This window comes from Kribbella sp. HUAS MG21 (assembly GCF_040254265.1).
Classification (GTDB): Bacteria; Actinomycetota; Actinomycetes; order Propionibacteriales; family Kribbellaceae; genus Kribbella.
Window position 1 is genome coordinate 385280 of the sequence record NZ_CP158165.1, and the last position, 14521, is coordinate 399800.

Below are 14521 nucleotides of genomic sequence, written 5' to 3' on the forward strand. Positions count from 1 at the left end.
CGTCAGGTCGGTCGGAACGACCTGCTGAGTTGGTCCTTCGGCGTCTCTCCGTGCAGTGCCTGGTAGAACGGGTGCCCGGGTGTCAGGTCGGCGCGGTCGACCGGCTTGCCGGTGATCGCCGAGGCGTAGAGCGCCGTCACGAACTCCATCGTCGGCCGGGTGGCCGCGAGGGTGGTCTCGTGCGGACGTCCACTCAGCAGGTCGTCGACCAGGTGGCCGAGCTGGGCCTCGTGGTTGCTCGGCAGGTCGTCGCCGGCCGAGGCGCTCCACGGATCCGCGGCGGCAGGTTCCTTGCTCTCGGCACCGTTTGCCTTCCGGACACCCGGATCGAGGCCGAGGGCCGCCGCCGTCGCGGCGTCCGGCGCCGGGTGGAACGTCCAGTCCTGGTCGGAGTACCCGTAGACGTGGTTCACCTCGAGCGTGCCGCCGGTGGTGTCGATCCGGATCCGGCTCAGCTCCCGCGGCGACAGCAGGCTGTTGATCACGGTCGCCACCGCACCGCTCTCGAAGGTCACCGACGCCAGCGACACGTCTTCGAACTCGACCGGACGATCCAGCCGTACGGCGGTCGCGGTGATCGTCCGCCACGGTCCGAGCAGGTGCAGCAGCAGGTCGATCTGGTGGATGCCATGCCCGAGCGTCGGACCGCCGCCCTCGCCGATCCAGGTACCGCGCCACTCCGGGTCGAAGTAGCTCCGCGGCCGGAACCACAACGTCTCGCACACGGCGACCAGCGGACGGCCGAGCGCCCCGCGGCCGAGCAGGTCGGCGGCGCGCAGCCCTCCCGACCCGTGCCGGTGCTGGAACACCACGTAGACAGAGCCCGCGCTGTCCTGCTCGGCCTTCGCGACCGTGTCCAGCTCCGCCAGGCTCAGCACCGGCGGCTTCTCCAGCAGCACCGACTTCCCGGCGGCCAGGATCTCGATCGCGATCCCGGCATGACTGCCGGGCGGCGTCGTCACCGAGACGAGGTCCGGGTCCTCCGCCGCCAGCAGTTCCGTCACGTTCGCGTACGGCGTCGCGCCGTACCCGTCGGCCAGCTTCCGTGCCTTGCCGTCGACCGGGTCCGCCGTCGCGACGAGCTCGGTGCGGCCGGTGCTCGCGTACGCCTCCGCGTGCCGGCGGCTGATGTTGCCGCAGCCAACGATCGCGACCTTGAGCAGGCCGTCGGTCATTCGGCGGCCCCGCGGACGGCGGCGTCGCGCTGGGCGGTCAGCGCCAGCCGCATCGTCTCGATCGTGTGCTCCTGCGGCGCGGCCGTCGTCGTCCGGTCCCGCACGTCGCGGACCAGATCCGCGTAGTACGTCACCCCGACCTCCGAGCAGTCGATGTAGTGCGTGCCCTCGTGGTCCACCAGGAACAGGTGGTTCCCGCCGTCCCGCCCTTCGAGGTCGACGTACTTGCGCATCTCGATGTACCCGTCCGTGCCCAGCACCGTCAGCCGCCCGTCACCCCAGGTCGGCAGGCCGTCCGGCGTGTACCAGTCGACCCGCACGTACCCCTGGGCGTTGTCGCTGCGCAGCAGCACCTCGCCGAAGTCCTGCAGCCCCGGCTTGTCCGGGTTGGCGAAGTTGCCGACCGTGCTGCTCACCACCTCCGCGGTCCGGGACCCGGTGAACCACAGGAACTGATCGATCTGGTGCGAGGCGATGTCGGTGATGATGCCGCCGTACCGCGCCTTGTCGTAGAACCAGTCCGGACGGGCGTTCGCGCCGCCGAGGTGCCCGCGGTCCCCGATCCGGTGCGGGCCGACGCCGAGCGTCTGTACGACGGTGCCGATCCGGCCCTCGCGGACCAGTTCGCCGGCCTTGATCACACACGGCACCTCGAACCGCTCCGAGAACGTCACCGACCAGAACCGCCCGGTCTCGGCGATCGCCTTCTCGATGTCCTCGAGCTGCGCGAGCGTGACGCAGCCGGGCTTGTCGGCGACGACGTCCTTGCCCGCGCGCAGCGCCGCGACCGCGATCGGTCCGCGCCGGTCCGGCACCGCCGCGGTCACGATCACGTCGATCTCGTCCCGGGCGATCAGCTCGTCGGGGTCCTCGACGACCGGTACGTCGGGGTAGCGCTCGCGCAGCTGCACCGCGACCGCGGCCGACGGGTCGTCGGTGGCCATCCCGGCGAACTCGGCGCCGGCCTTCAGCAGACCGGCGACCTGGCCGAAGATGTGGGCGTGATCGAGACCGACAGCGGCGAACCGGATGGGTCGACTGGACTTCAAGGGTGTTCCTTCCGACGGCGGCGTGAGATTCCCTTGCACAGTGAAAAAGTGATCGATCACATCTCGCGTAGTAGCCAACCCCAGGCGTCATAGGCTGTCAAGCGTCGGTTCCGCATCCGGCCAGCGGGATCAACCACCTGCTGTCGACGGCACCGGCACAAGCGCACTGAGTCGCTGCCAGAGTTCCGGCGGGATCGGCACCGCGAAGTGCGCCAGGTTCTGCTGGACCTGCTCGGGAGCGGCCGCACCCGCGACGACGGAGACGACCCGCGGATCAAGCAACGGGTACTGCAGAGCGGCCGCCGGCAGCGCGACGCCGTACTCGGCGCAGATCCGGTCGAGCTCGACCGCCCGGGCGAAGACCTCCTCCGGCACGTCCTGATAGTCGTACTTCGCATCGCGCCGGGGCGTGGACGCGAGCAGCCCGCTGTTGAACACGGCCGCCGCGACGATGCGCACGTCGTACGCATCGCAGGCGTCCAGCAACTCCTGTACGACGCTCTGGTCCAGCAGCGTGTAGCGATTGGCGACCATCAGGACGTCGGCCAATCCGGTCCGGACCGTGGCCAGCAAGGCGTCGACTCCGAGCGAACCGGTGCCGATCGCGCCGGCCACGCCCTCCGCCCGGAGCTCCGCGAGCGCGGTCAGCGCCGACTCCGTCGCGCCCTCGACACCGGACAGCTCCGGGTCGTGCACGTAGAGGATGTCGATCCGATCAAGGCCGAGCCGCTGCAGCGAATCCTCGACCGACGCCCGGACGCCGGACGCCGAGTAGTCGAGCTGCCGCCGCAGCCGCGCAGGTACGACGAATCCGGTCGCGTCCAGCGCGGTGCCGTCCCACGCCGGGTCCTCCCGCAGCAGCCGACCGACCTTCGTCGAGACGACGTACTCGTCGCGCGGCTTGGTCGCCAGGAACCGGCCGAGGCGTTCCTCGGACAGGCCGAGTCCGTAGTGCGGCGCGGTGTCGAAGTACCGGACGCCCGCGCTCCACGCCGCCTCGAGGATCGCCTCGGCCTCCGGCTCGGAGAACCGCCGGAACAGGTTGCCGAGCGGCGCACACCCGAGTCCGAAGCGCGGTACGTCGATCACGTCTGCTCCCAGCGGTCTGAACTGTGGACAGCACGCTAGACATCATATGTTTCGCCTGTCAATGTGGATCCCGGCCGCGATCTGACCGCAGCGATGCGGCTAAAGATACGATCTGGAGGTAGTGCGATGAAGTTCGCCCGCTTGGGTCCGCTCGGTGCCGAGGTGCCGGTCGTCGTCACGGACGACGGCGTCCACAGTCTCGCCGGGCTCACCACCGAACTCGACGGCGCGTTCTGGGAGTCCGACGGTCCGGCACGCGCCGCCGCCGCGCTCGCCGCGGGTGAGCTGCCGGTCGTCGAGGACGCCGGCAGCCTGCGCATCGGAGCGCCGATCGGCCGGCCGGGCGCGATCGTCTGCATCGGGATGAACTACGCCGCGCACGCCGCCGAGTCCGGCGCCGAGCCGCCGTCGACCCCGGTGATCTTCTTCAAGGCGCCGAACACGCTGGCCGGCCCGAACGACCCGGTGACGATCCCGCGCGGCAGCACGAAGACCGACTGGGAGGTCGAGCTCGGCGTGGTGATCGGCAAGCGGGCGTCGTACCTCGACTCGCCGGCGCAGAGCCTGGAGCACGTGGCCGGTTTCGTGGTGGCCAACGACCTGTCCGAGCGGGCGTTCCAGCTCGAGCAGTCCGGCGGTCAGTGGAGCAAGGGGAAGATCGCCGCCGGGTTCAGCCCGGTCGGCCCGTGGCTCGTGACGCCCGACGAGGTCGAGCACCAGAAGCTCGGGCTGCGCAGCTTCGTGAACGGCGAGCCGCGGCAGGACTCCAGCACCGCCGACCAGATCTTCGACGTGGCGACCGTGATCCACCACCTGAGCCAGTACATGGTGCTCGACCCGGGCGACCTGATCATGACGGGGACGCCGGAGGGCGTGGCGCTGTCCGGGCGGTTCTCGTACCTGCGGCCGGGTGACGTCGTCGAGGTCGAGATCGACGGCCTGGGCCGCCAGCGCCAGGAGTACGTCGCCTTCGAGGCCGCGCGATGAGCGTCCAGGAGTTCGATGGCTTGGTCGCGATCGTCACCGGCGGCGGGTCGGGCATCGGTGCGGCGACCGCGCGGGAGCTGGCAGCTCGCGGTGCGCGGGTCGCGGCGTTCGATCTCGAGCCGGGCGGGGCACCACAGGGTGTGCTCGGGCTGAAGGCGGACGTGACCGACGACGGCAGCGTGCGTACGGCGGTGCAGCAGACCGTCGAGGCGTACGGCCGGATCGACGTGGTGGTGAACAATGCGGGCATCGGCGCCCAGGGCACGGTCGAGGACAACCCGGACGACCAGTGGCACCGGGTCTTCGACGTGAACGTGATGGGTGCGGTCCGGGTCAGCAGGGCCGCCCTGCCGTACCTGCGCGAGTCGCCGGCCGCGGCGATCGTCAACGTGGCCTCGGTCGCGGCGACCACCGGGATCCCGCAGCGCGCGCTCTACTCGACCACGAAGGGCGCGGTGCAGTCGCTGACGCTGGCGATGGCTGCTGATCACCTCCGCGAAGGTGTTCGGGTCAACTGCGTGAACCCGGGTACGGCGGCGACGCCGTGGGTGCAGCGGCTGCTCGACGCCGCGCCCGATCCGGTGGCCGAGCGGGCCGCGCTGGACGCCCGCCAGCCGCACGGACGCCTGGTCTCCGCCGAGGAGGTCGCCCTCGCGATCGTCTACCTGGCCGGCCCGACCTCCGGCTCGACCACGGGCACAGCCCTCGCAGTGGACGGCGGAATGGCTAGCCTGCGCTTGCGGCCGAAGGAGTAGGAAAGGACCGGCATGGCGTTGACCGATGTGGCGATCGAGAAGATCAAGGCGATGATTCTCGACGGCCGGTTGAAGCCCGGGGACAAGCTGCCGCGGGAGGCGGATCTCGCCGAGCAGCTCGGGATCTCGCGCAGTCCGCTGCGCGAGGCGGTCAGCGTGTTGTCGATGCTGCGCATTCTCGACGTCCGCCGCGGTGACGGCACCTACGTCACCAGCCTGACGCCCGACCTGCTGCTGGAGACGATGAGCTTCATCATCGACTTCCACCAGGACTCCAGCATCCTCGACCTGTTCGAGGTACGCCGGGCACTCGAGCCGATGGCCGCGGAGAAGGCCGCCCTGCTGATGAGCGACGCGGAAGCGGCGGAGCTGCTCGCGCTGACCGAGGCTGTCGACGCCGACAGCCCGGTCGGCGACGTGGTGGCGAACGACCTGGAGTTCCACCACCGGATCGCGGCGGCCGCGGGCAACCCGGTGCTGTGCTCGTTCGTGGACAGCGTCGCGGGCCGCACCCAGCAGGCGCGCATCTGGCGCGGGGTCACGCAGGAGGACTCCTTCGAGCAGACCCAGCGCGAGCACCGCGCCATCGCCCTGGCCATCGCGGAGCGGCAGCCCAGCATCGCGGCCGCGCTGTCGCTGTCCCACGTCGCCGGCATCGAGAACTGGATCCGGCGCAACTTGCAACCTTAGCGCCCCCGCGCCAAGGAACCGCGGACAGGAATCTGGGACTGCCGACAGTCATCAGGAGTTCGTCGGCGGGCGGCGGCAGGGTGGGGCTCCGGTGGCGACGGCGGGCGCGCAGGTCGCGCAGATGCCTGCCAGTTCGAGGGTGTGTTCGACGTCGGTGAAGCCGGAGTCGTCGGCGATTCGGACCGCCCAGCGCTCGACGACGTCGGCGTCGACGGGCCGGCTCAGCCCGCAACAGCGGCAGATCAGGTAGTGCTGGTGCTGGGCGGTCGGACGCTGCCGGTAGAAGCGTCCGCCGGACTCGTCCCGTACGACGTCGACCAGCTCGGCGCGCTCCAGGTCGTGCAGGGCCCGGTAGACGGTGGTCAGACCGATCAGCTCCCCCGCCGACCGCAGCAACTGGTGCAGCTCCCGCGCCGACACGAAGTCCGCGCAGCCGTTCAGCGCGCCGAGGATCGCGGCCCGCTGGCGCGTCCGGCGTACTCCGATGTCATCGGCGGTCAGCCGCCGCGGCCCTTTCGACGCCACACCGCCAAGCCTAAATGAACATGGTTTCCATGTCCATCAAATCGAGGACAGCCAGCTCTCCACCAGCCGGGCGAAGGACTCAGGACGGTCGTGATGGAGGAAGTGACTCGCGCCGCCCCAGACGACGACACGGGAGCCGGGCGGCAGCGCGCACGTCAGGTCCCACTCGGCCATCGACGGCGTCGGCCGGAGGCAGAGCACCGGCCGGGTCAACCCCGCGAGCACCTTCGCGGCGGCCGACCGCGCACCGAACGCACCGGGATCCGTGTACATCCCCGCATAGCTGTCCGCCAGCACATGTCCCGGTGTACGCAACAACTGCTCGCGTACGTCGTCCGCGAGGCGCCCCAGCTGCCGTACGGCGGCCGGGGCGCCGTCGCGCCGGAGCGCCGCCAGCCGCGGCTCGAACGTCGCCGCCTCGGCCTCGTCCGCGCCGTACGCCGGATCGACGACAACCACCGCCCGAACCAGCTCGGGATGATCCAGCGCGAGCCGCACCACGACCTGTCCGCCCATCGAGTGGCCCACGGCAACGACCGGCGCGATGCCAGTCACCAGCGGGACGAGATCAGCCGCGTAGTCCGCCGGACGGTAGCCCTCACGAGGGACCGGCGAGCGCCCGTGGCCGCGGAGGTCGACCGTGACGACCCGCCGCTCGCCGAACCGGACAGGATCCCAGGACCGCGAGTCCCCGCCCCAGCCGTGCACGAGCAGCAGCGCGGCACCGGAGCCGGCACCCACGTCGGTGCGGTAGAGGGTTTCGACATCGGGCGCCATGAATGGCAGCATAGTTAACGTTTTCTATCCGCTGCCACGACGGAAAGTTTCGATACCGGGGAGGTGTCCGCAGAGGTGGCCAGAACGACTCCCGGCCGACGGCCGACCGTCAAGGACGTCGCCGCGTCCGCCGGCGTGAGCGCCACCACCGTCTCCCGGGTCCTCGGCGGCAGCTATCCGGTGAGCGCCTCCACCCGGACCCGGGTACTGCGCGCCGTCCAGGACCTCGACTACGTCATCAACGCCCAGGCCCGGGCGCTGGTCGGCGGATCGACGCGCACGGTCGCGTTCATCGTCCGCGACCTCGTCGGCCCGCTGTTCGCCTACATCGGCCAAGGTGTGGAGCTGCAGGCGACCGCCGAGGGCCGGGTGTGCCTGGTCTGCACGCATCACGGCGACCCCGAGCGCGAGCTCGAGCTGATCGAGCTGATGCGCCAGCAGGGCGCCGAGGCGGTGGTGCTGGTCGGCGGCGGGCTGCGGACCGCGGAGCACACCCGCCGGATGGCCGAGATCGCGCACTCGCTCGACCGGGCCGGTTCCCGGCTGGTGCTGTGCGGGCGTCCGCCGATCGGCGCGGACGTACCGGCGACCGTGGTCGAGTACGACAACGAGGGTGGCGCGTTCGCCGTCACCGACTACCTGATCTCGTTGGGCCACGAGCGGATCGCGTTCGTCGGCGCCGGCGAACGCGAGCACACGACGACCGGCGCACGTCTCAGCGGGTTCCTGAACGCCCACGCAGGCAGAGGCCTGGCGGTCGACGACGAGTTGATTGTCAACGGCAACTACGACCGCAAGTCCGGGTACCGGCAGACGCGGCTGCTGCTGGACCGCAAGGCGGGGATGACGGCCGTCGTCGCCGTGACCGACGTGGTCGCGATCGGCGTCCTCGCCGCCCTCCGGGACGCCGGCGTGCGGGTGCCGGAGGATGTCTCCGTGGTGGGGTACGACGACATCCCGCTCAGCGCCGACCTGAACCCGCCGCTGACGACGGTGCACCTTCCGTACGAGGAGCTCGGGCGGTCCGCCGTACGGCTGGCGCTGCATCGCGACGAGTACGCGCTCGACCAGCACCTGTTGCTCGGCACCCACGTGGTCATCAGGTCGTCCACTGCGCAGTGCAGTCGAACGGGGGGAGATCATGACTGAGCCGACGCCGGGACGCCGTCGATCGTCCACCGGCCCGACGCTGGCCGACGTCGCCGCGCACGCCGGCCTCTCCCCCGCGACCGTCTCGCGGGTCCTGGCGGACAACTACCCGGTGTCCCGTTCGGCTCGGCAGCGGGTGCTGAACGCGGTCCGCGAGCTGAACTACTCCGCGAACACCCACGCCCGCGCGCTGGCGGCCGGCGCCCGGTCGAAGACGATCGCGTTCATCCTCGCCGACGTCCGCGGGCAGTCCTTCGCCGACGCCGCGCACGGCGTCGAGCAGGAGGCCGCACGGCGGGGCTGGCTGAGCCTGATCGGCACCACCCAAGGCGATCCGGACCGCGAGCTCGCCCTCGTCCAGCTGATGCGGGAGCAGCGCGCCGGTGCGGTCGTGCTGATCGGCGGTGTCGTCGAAGGGGCAGCCGAGTACCGGCAGAAGATGACCGAGCTGGCCCGGTCGCTGCACGCCGCCGGATCCCTGCTCGTGCTGTGCGGCCGCCCGGCCCTCGGTGACGGCGTACCGGCCGCTGTGATCGAGTACGACAACGAGGACGGCGCCTACGCGCTGACGAGCCACCTGTTGTCGCAGGGCCACCGGCGCATCCTGTTCCTCGCCGGGCCGGAGGGCCAGAGCACCAGCAACGAGCGGCTCGCCGGGCATCGCCGGGCGCTGTCCGATTTCGGCGTACCGGACGAGCCGGCGCTGATCGAGCACGGCGTCTTCACGCGTGCGTCGGGTTATCAACTGACTCGTCGCCGGCTGACCGCGGGCCAGGACTTCACCGCCGTCTTCGCCGCCACCGACGTCGTGGCAGCGGGGGTGTACGCCGCGGCCGCCGAGCGGGGCCTGACCATCCCCGATGACCTGTCGGTCGTCGGGTACGACGACGTCGAGCTGGCGCAGGACCTACGCCCCCGGCTGACCACTGTGCACGTCCCGTACGAGGACCTCGGCCGCACGGCCGCCCAGATCGCCGTCGACGATCAGCACCTGCAGGAAGGCTGGACCGGCGACCACCGGCTCTTCACGACCCACGTGGTGATCCGCAACTCGGTCAAGCGATCCGTGTCAGCCGGCTAGGTACCGCGGGGCGGACCCGTCCAGGACCGCCGCGAGTGCCTGTGCCACCCCGTCCTCGACGTCAGGTCCGACCAGCACGCACGGGATCTCGTGGGCCGCGAGGTAGGCCCGCTGTACGTCGGTGAACTCGGCGCCGAGCCCGATCACGCCCCGGGTGCCGCGCGCGAACAACTGCTCCAGCCAGACCCGCGGCACCGGAGTACCCGGGCTGACCGTCGTGACGACGACGGCCAGCCCCGGCTGCCGGACGCGCTCGGCCAGGCCGGCGAGCACCTCGCCGGCCCAGCTCCGCCCCGCGCCGGCTACTACGACGTCGACCAGCGCGGATTCGTCACGCCGTACCCCGGCCGCCGGGTTCTCCAGGGGATACCCGAACCGCCGCAGCACCTCGCGCACCCGCGCGCGGGTCGTGGGCGCGACGTCCGGGTAGGCCCGCAGTACCTTCGACACCGTCGACACCGACACGCCGGCCTCGCGGGCGACGACGGCGAGCTTCCTCCGCGGGGCGGTCATCGGCGGTCACTCACCCTTGAGGTACGCGTTCGCCTGCTTCTCGAGCTCCGCGTGCAGGTCGGCCAGTCCGGCCTTGTCGACGGCCTTCTTCAGCGCGTCGAGCCCCTTGTCGACGTCGACCGCGCCGATCCACAGCGGGTTGCCGTACTGCGTCATCGCCGCGCTGACCTGGCTGTCCTGGCGTTTCACCGGCGTCACGTCCGGGACGAACGACGCGTACGGGTCGACGGTGAAGTTGCCGTAGTCCTGCGCCCAGTCGAACCACGCCTCCTCGGTCGGCGTGATGTCCTTGATCTTCAGCTCGAGCTTCTGCCGCCAGCACAGCGCGTACCCCGGGAACCCGTACTGCGAGAGCTGCTCGAACTTGTCGGCGCCGACCGGCTTCCAGTCCTTGCCCTCGACGCCGTAGCTGAGCAGGTCGTGGTTCTCCTTGATCGAGACCCAGTCCTCGAGCTGCATGGCGCGCTCGTTGCTCTGCCCCTTGGCGTTCAGGACGACGAAGTTGTCGGCCTGGAAGGTCTGGTTCGGCTTCGCGTTCTTCCCGCCCCGGATCGGCAGCACGTTCGCGATCCGCGCTGCCGGGACGGCCTTGCGCAACGGTGCGAGCGACTGCGACGAGAGCCCGTCGGTCATCGCCCACCGGGACGCGATCCGGCCGGACTCGAACTGGGTGCCGATCGTCGACGAGTCGACGTTCAGCGCGTCCTTGTTGATGATGCCGTCGAGGTAGTACTTGCGGACCCGGCGGAGCGCGTCGACGACGCCGGGCGCCTCCCAGAACGGGATCGGCTTCGCGGACCCGGTGGTCTTCCCGTCCTGCGCCAGGTAGAACGGGAACGAGCCGCCGCTGAAGCTCTGCACGCTGACGTGCGGGTTCTCCCAGTCGTGCTGGTTCAGCCAGCCGACCGGCGCGAACGCGACCAGCAGCTTCGGCATGTTCGAGGAGATCCCGACCGGCGTGAGCTTCTCCTTCTGCTTCACGTCGTACCAGAACTTCTCCAGCTGGTCGAACGAGGTGATCTCGCCGATGCCGAGCTTGTCGGCCAGGTCCTGCCGGACGGTGAAGTGGTGGAACCGGGCGGCCGAGTTCACCTGCGGGATGCCGTACAGGGTTCCCGACCACTTGTTCTGCTCGAGCAGCTGCGGGTCGAGGGACTTGCTGAGGTTCGGGTACTTGCCGATCAGGTCGCCGACCGGGACCAGCGACTTGCTCGCGACCAGCTGGATCATGTTCAGCCAGCGCGCCTGGAGCGCGGTGTCGAACCTGTCGCCGGCGGTGAACTTGAGCAACGACTGCTGCTGGTAGTTCGACCAGGCGATGAACTGCGGCGCGATGGTGAACCCGAGGTCCTGCCGCAGTTTCTCGTTCACCTTCGCGAGCACGGCGTCCCAGCCGGTCGGCGCGTCGCCGGGCAGCAGCAGGGTGAGGGTGTCGCCGGACGCCTTGGTCCCGGACGACGGGTCGCCGCAGCCGTTCAGGCCGAGAAGGGCCGCGACGGACAGGCCGCCGCTCGCGGCCAGAAAGCCGCGCCTGCTGAGACCGGCTGGAGAAGTGGCGGGCACGATGCCTCCTGAGAGTGGTGGAGGGAGCCGTCAGCCTTTGGTGGCTCCGAGAGTGATGCCTTTGACGAAGTAGCGCTGCGCGAAGGGATAGGCGAGCAGGATCGGGCCGATGGTCACGACCGTCAGGGCGAGCCGGAGCTGGTAGACCGGCGTCGACTGCTCCGCGGCTGTCGGCAGCATCTGCGAGAACGACACGTTCGAGATCAGGTTCTGCAGCAGCAGCGGGAGCGGGAACTTGTGCACCTCGGACATGAACAGCAGCGCGGTGAACCATTCGTTCCAGTAGTGCACCGCGTAGAACAGGCCGACCACCGCGAGGATCGGCTTCGACAGCGGCAGCCCGATCCGGAAGAAGATCTGCATCTCCCCGGCACCGTCGACCCGCGCCGAGTCCAGGATCTCCTCCGGCAGCTGCCGGAACGCCGACACCTGGATGAACACCAGGAAAGGTGCCACCAGCAACGGCAGGATGACCGCGAAGTAGCTGTTCTGCAGTTTCAGGTACTGCGTGACGAGCAGGTAGAGCGGGACGAGTCCGCCGGTGAACAGCATCGGGATGTACGCGAACACCGACAGCGGCCGGCTGACGTACGGCAGCCGGCGGGCGATCACCCAGCTCAGTCCGGACGTGAACGCGAGCGCGAGCGCCGTACCGACGAGCGTGATGAACACGCTGGCGGTGTATGCGCTGAGCAGCGTGGGCCCGGTGAAGATCAGCTTGTACGCCGACAACGAGAACGGCCGCGGGATCAGGCTGTAGCCGGTGGTCGCCAGCGTCTGCTCGTCGGTGAACGACCCGGACACGATCATCCAGAACGGCACCAGGCAGATCAGCATGAACGCCGTGACGCCGATGATGCTGATCACCGTGAACGCTTCCGGCCGCCGGCGCCGGCGGGTCGCCGTCCGCGCGGCCGACGTGGCGAGGCTGGAGGTAAGGGCAGTGGTCACAGCAGGCTCGTTTCCTTCGAGTACCGGCGCTGGATCAGCACCGCCGTCGCCACCAGGACGAACCCGACGACCGACTGGAACAGCCCGATCGCGGCGGTGGTGCCGAAGTCGCCGATCTGGCGCAGCGAGCGGAAGACGTAGGTGTCGATGACGTCGGTGGTCGGGAACAGGGTGCCGTTGTCGCCGACGATCGCGTAGATCGTGCCGAAGTCGCCGTAGAAGATCCGGCCGACGCCGAGCACGAGCAGTACCGCGGCCGTCGGCTTGAGCAGCGGCAGCGTGATCCGGAACGCCATCTGCGCCCGGCTCGCGCCGTCGATCTGCCCGGCCTCGTAGACGTCCTCGGGGATCGAGGTGATCGCGGCCAGGAAGATCACGCTCATGTACCCGCCGAGCTGCCAGACCTTCACCACGGTGAGGATCCACGGCCACGGGCCGGGCTCGGTGTACCAGCTGACGGTCGGCAGTCCGAAGCCCGCGAGCGCGTCGTTCACCGCGCCGCCCGAACCGGCCGGCCCGGACAGCAGCACCTGCAGCATGATCGCGATCACGACCGGCGAGACGAAGTACGGGAAGAAGATCGTCGACTGCGCGACGCGCTTGAAGTACCGGCCGCGGAGCTCGTTCAGCATGATCGCGAGCGTCACGCCCGCCGCCAGCGTCGCGGCCAGGAACAGCACGTTCAGCAGCAGCGTGTTCAGCAGGATCCGGCCGGCGTCGCCCGAGCTGAAGAAGTACCGGAAGTTGTCCAGGCCGTTCCAGGGGCTGCCGAAGATGCCCTTGCTGATGTCGAACTCCTTGAAGGCCACCACCAGGCCGGCCATCGGCGCGTAGCTGAACACCAGGAAGAACGCCACGGCGGGCAGCGCCAGCAGACCCAGCCACAGGCTGCCGCGCAGCGCGCCACGGCGGCGCGCTGCGGGCCCGGTCGAGTGGTCAGTCACGGCGATCTCCTTTCTGCGAATAGAAAGCGCTTTCCATCTGGCCGTGAACGTAACGGCGCGAATGGGAGGGTGTCAAGTGTTGAGAGCCGTAGCAATCGTTGTCCTGCCCGGTCAGGCGCTGCGCTCGAGGTCGGCGAGCGTGACCGGGTGCCGCAGCGGATCGCCGGCCAGGAACCGCCCCAGCTCGTCCGCGACGCAGGCGCCGAGTCGCGCGAGTTCATTGCCGTGCGAGCCCGCGATGTGCGGCGTCAGGAAGGCGTTCGGCAGGTCGTACAGCGGCGAGCCGGACGGCAGCGGTTCGGGTTCGGTGACGTCGATGACGGCCGCGAGCCGCCCCGACCGCAGCTCGTCGGCGAGCGCCTCGGTGTCGACGAGCTGGCCGCGCGCGGTGTTGACCAGCGTGGCGCCGTCCGGCATCAGCGCCAGCTCCGCGCGGCCGAGCATCCGGTAGGTCTCCGCGGTGGCGGGTGCGTGCACGCTGACGACGTCGCTGGTCGCGAGCAGCGTCGGCAGGTCGACGACGGGTACGTCGAGATCGGCGGCGTACGGGTCGTACACCTGCACGTGGAAGTCGAACTGCCGCAGCAGCGCGATCACCTGGCGGCCGATCCGCGACGCGCCGATGATGCCCACCGTCCGGCCGTAGTTCCCGACGCCCGCGTGGATGAGTCCCAGCTCGAAGAAGCGCTCCCGGCGGTACCGCTCACGGAACCCGAACGCGCCTTTGCCCGCCAGCAGGATCGCCCCCAGGGCGTACTCCGCCACCGGTACGGCGTTGGCGTCCGCGGCCGAGGACACCGCGATGCCGCGCTCCCACACCTCGGGGCTCAGATGCGCTTTCACACTCCCGGCCGCGTGCAGGACGGCACGGAGCTTCGGCATCGCGTCGAGCGCCGGTCCGTCGATGACCGGACTGCCCCAGCCGGTGATCAGCAGCTCGGCGTCCGCGAGCCGGCCGCCCAGCCGCGGGTCGTCGAGGCGCTCGACGATGACCGCCGGGTCGTACGCGACCAACTCACCGAGCCGGCGGCGGATCGGGTCCGGGAACAGCGACGGCCAGTGCACGGCGGACATCGCGACGACGGCCGACGGTCGATCGGACACGGTACCTCCAGGGGCTTCGGCGCCAGACAGCGCTTTCTCAGGCAACGGTGGTTCTGCGCCTCAGAGTCGCATAGCAAACGTTGTCTTTGCGGGTCGGAAAATTTCGGACCGCGCTGTGTTCTTGGCCGCGCCTCGGCCCGATGCCAGGCTCCCGATCGCCAGGAGACCG

At 70.1% G+C, this 14521-nt stretch carries 15 protein-coding genes; 5 read left to right on the forward strand and 10 right to left on the reverse strand.

Annotation, left to right across the window (positions count from 1 at the left end; translation table 11 throughout):
• Positions 1–2: 2 nt before the first annotated feature.
• The 3 genes from ABN611_RS01795 to ABN611_RS01805 form a co-directional block, all read right to left on the reverse strand.
• Positions 3–1175, reverse strand: coding sequence for a Gfo/Idh/MocA family oxidoreductase (locus tag ABN611_RS01795; RefSeq protein WP_350277968.1), 1173 nt, complete (start codon positions 1173–1175; stop codon positions 3–5).
• A complete protein-coding gene (locus ABN611_RS01800) occupies positions 1172–2224 on the reverse strand; it encodes a Gfo/Idh/MocA family oxidoreductase (RefSeq protein ID WP_350277969.1) in 1053 nt (350 codons plus the stop codon). The genes ABN611_RS01795 and ABN611_RS01800 overlap by 4 nt, the downstream gene beginning before the upstream one ends.
• Positions 2225–2353: 129 nt before the next feature.
• The gene (locus tag ABN611_RS01805; protein ID WP_350277970.1) at positions 2354–3313 is read right to left on the reverse strand and encodes an aldo/keto reductase; all 960 of its coding nucleotides are present in this window, start codon (positions 3311–3313) and stop codon (positions 2354–2356) included.
• Between the two features lie 126 nt (positions 3314–3439).
• Here ABN611_RS01805 and ABN611_RS01810 point away from each other — a divergent pair, with 126 nt between their 5' ends.
• Genes ABN611_RS01810 through ABN611_RS01820 form a run of 3 tightly spaced genes read left to right on the forward strand, consistent with a single transcriptional unit; the run spans position 3440 to position 5745 of the window.
• Positions 3440–4300, forward strand: coding sequence for a fumarylacetoacetate hydrolase family protein (locus ABN611_RS01810; protein WP_350277971.1), 861 nt, complete (start codon positions 3440–3442; stop codon positions 4298–4300).
• Entirely contained in the window at positions 4297–5055 is a 759-nt protein-coding gene (locus ABN611_RS01815; protein WP_350277972.1) for an SDR family oxidoreductase, read from the forward strand. The genes ABN611_RS01810 and ABN611_RS01815 overlap by 4 nt, the downstream gene beginning before the upstream one ends.
• Before the next feature lie 12 nt (positions 5056–5067).
• Complete coding sequence (locus ABN611_RS01820; RefSeq protein ID WP_350277973.1) at positions 5068–5745, forward strand: FadR/GntR family transcriptional regulator; 678 nt, start codon at positions 5068–5070, stop codon at positions 5743–5745.
• 51 nt (positions 5746–5796) lie between these two features.
• On the opposite strand, the gene ABN611_RS01825 is transcribed toward ABN611_RS01820, so the two are convergent.
• Complete coding sequence (locus tag ABN611_RS01825) at positions 5797–6270, reverse strand: Fur family transcriptional regulator (RefSeq protein ID WP_350277974.1); 474 nt, start codon at positions 6268–6270, stop codon at positions 5797–5799.
• A gap of 36 nt (positions 6271–6306) precedes the next feature.
• Entirely contained in the window at positions 6307–7047 is a 741-nt protein-coding gene (locus ABN611_RS01830) for an alpha/beta hydrolase (RefSeq protein ID WP_350277975.1), read from the reverse strand.
• Positions 7048–7122: 75 nt separating this feature from the next.
• Here ABN611_RS01830 and ABN611_RS01835 point away from each other — a divergent pair, with 75 nt between their 5' ends.
• Positions 7123–8196: a LacI family DNA-binding transcriptional regulator gene (locus ABN611_RS01835; RefSeq protein WP_350277976.1), complete on the forward strand. Its 1074-nt coding sequence runs from the start codon at positions 7123–7125 to the stop codon at positions 8194–8196.
• Positions 8189–9277 (forward strand): LacI family DNA-binding transcriptional regulator, encoded by a 1089-nt coding sequence (locus ABN611_RS01840; RefSeq protein WP_350277977.1) that lies wholly within the window; start codon positions 8189–8191, stop codon positions 9275–9277. The genes ABN611_RS01835 and ABN611_RS01840 overlap by 8 nt, the downstream gene beginning before the upstream one ends.
• On the opposite strand, the gene ABN611_RS01845 is transcribed toward ABN611_RS01840, so the two are convergent.
• The 5 genes from ABN611_RS01845 to ABN611_RS01865 form a co-directional block, all read right to left on the reverse strand.
• Positions 9266–9790, reverse strand: a complete 525-nt coding sequence (locus ABN611_RS01845) for a LacI family DNA-binding transcriptional regulator (RefSeq protein WP_350277978.1) — start codon at positions 9788–9790, stop codon at positions 9266–9268. The two genes, ABN611_RS01840 and ABN611_RS01845, sit on opposite strands and share 12 nt — an antisense overlap.
• A gap of 6 nt (positions 9791–9796) precedes the next feature.
• On the reverse strand, positions 9797–11353 hold the full coding sequence (locus tag ABN611_RS01850) for an ABC transporter substrate-binding protein (RefSeq protein ID WP_350277979.1): 1557 nt from the start codon (positions 11351–11353) through the stop codon (positions 9797–9799).
• Positions 11354–11383: 30 nt separating this feature from the next.
• The gene (locus tag ABN611_RS01855; RefSeq protein WP_350277980.1) at positions 11384–12304 is read right to left on the reverse strand and encodes a carbohydrate ABC transporter permease; all 921 of its coding nucleotides are present in this window, start codon (positions 12302–12304) and stop codon (positions 11384–11386) included.
• Complete coding sequence (locus tag ABN611_RS01860) at positions 12301–13248, reverse strand: ABC transporter permease subunit (RefSeq protein WP_350277981.1); 948 nt, start codon at positions 13246–13248, stop codon at positions 12301–12303. Before ABN611_RS01860 ends, ABN611_RS01855 begins: the two co-directional genes overlap by 4 nt.
• Positions 13249–13359: 111 nt before the next feature.
• Entirely contained in the window at positions 13360–14352 is a 993-nt protein-coding gene (locus tag ABN611_RS01865; protein ID WP_350277982.1) for a hydroxyacid dehydrogenase, read from the reverse strand.
• Positions 14353–14521: the final 169 nt, after the last annotated feature.

What these genes read in the sequence shown, in the direction of transcription:
- ABN611_RS01795 (WP_350277968.1), bottom strand. Translation starts at nt 1,175, where the DNA reads ATGACCGACGGCCTGCTCAAGGTCGCGATCGTTGGCTGCGGCAACATC.
- ABN611_RS01840 (WP_350277977.1), top strand. Translation starts at nt 8,189, where the DNA reads ATGACTGAGCCGACGCCGGGACGCCGTCGATCGTCCACCGGCCCGACG.
- ABN611_RS01820 (WP_350277973.1), top strand. Translation starts at nt 5,068, where the DNA reads ATGGCGTTGACCGATGTGGCGATCGAGAAGATCAAGGCGATGATTCTC.
- ABN611_RS01810 (WP_350277971.1), top strand. Translation starts at nt 3,440, where the DNA reads ATGAAGTTCGCCCGCTTGGGTCCGCTCGGTGCCGAGGTGCCGGTCGTC.
- ABN611_RS01815 (WP_350277972.1), top strand. Translation starts at nt 4,297, where the DNA reads ATGAGCGTCCAGGAGTTCGATGGCTTGGTCGCGATCGTCACCGGCGGC.
- ABN611_RS01845 (WP_350277978.1), bottom strand. Translation starts at nt 9,790, where the DNA reads ATGACCGCCCCGCGGAGGAAGCTCGCCGTCGTCGCCCGCGAGGCCGGC.
- ABN611_RS01830 (WP_350277975.1), bottom strand. Translation starts at nt 7,047, where the DNA reads ATGGCGCCCGATGTCGAAACCCTCTACCGCACCGACGTGGGTGCCGGC.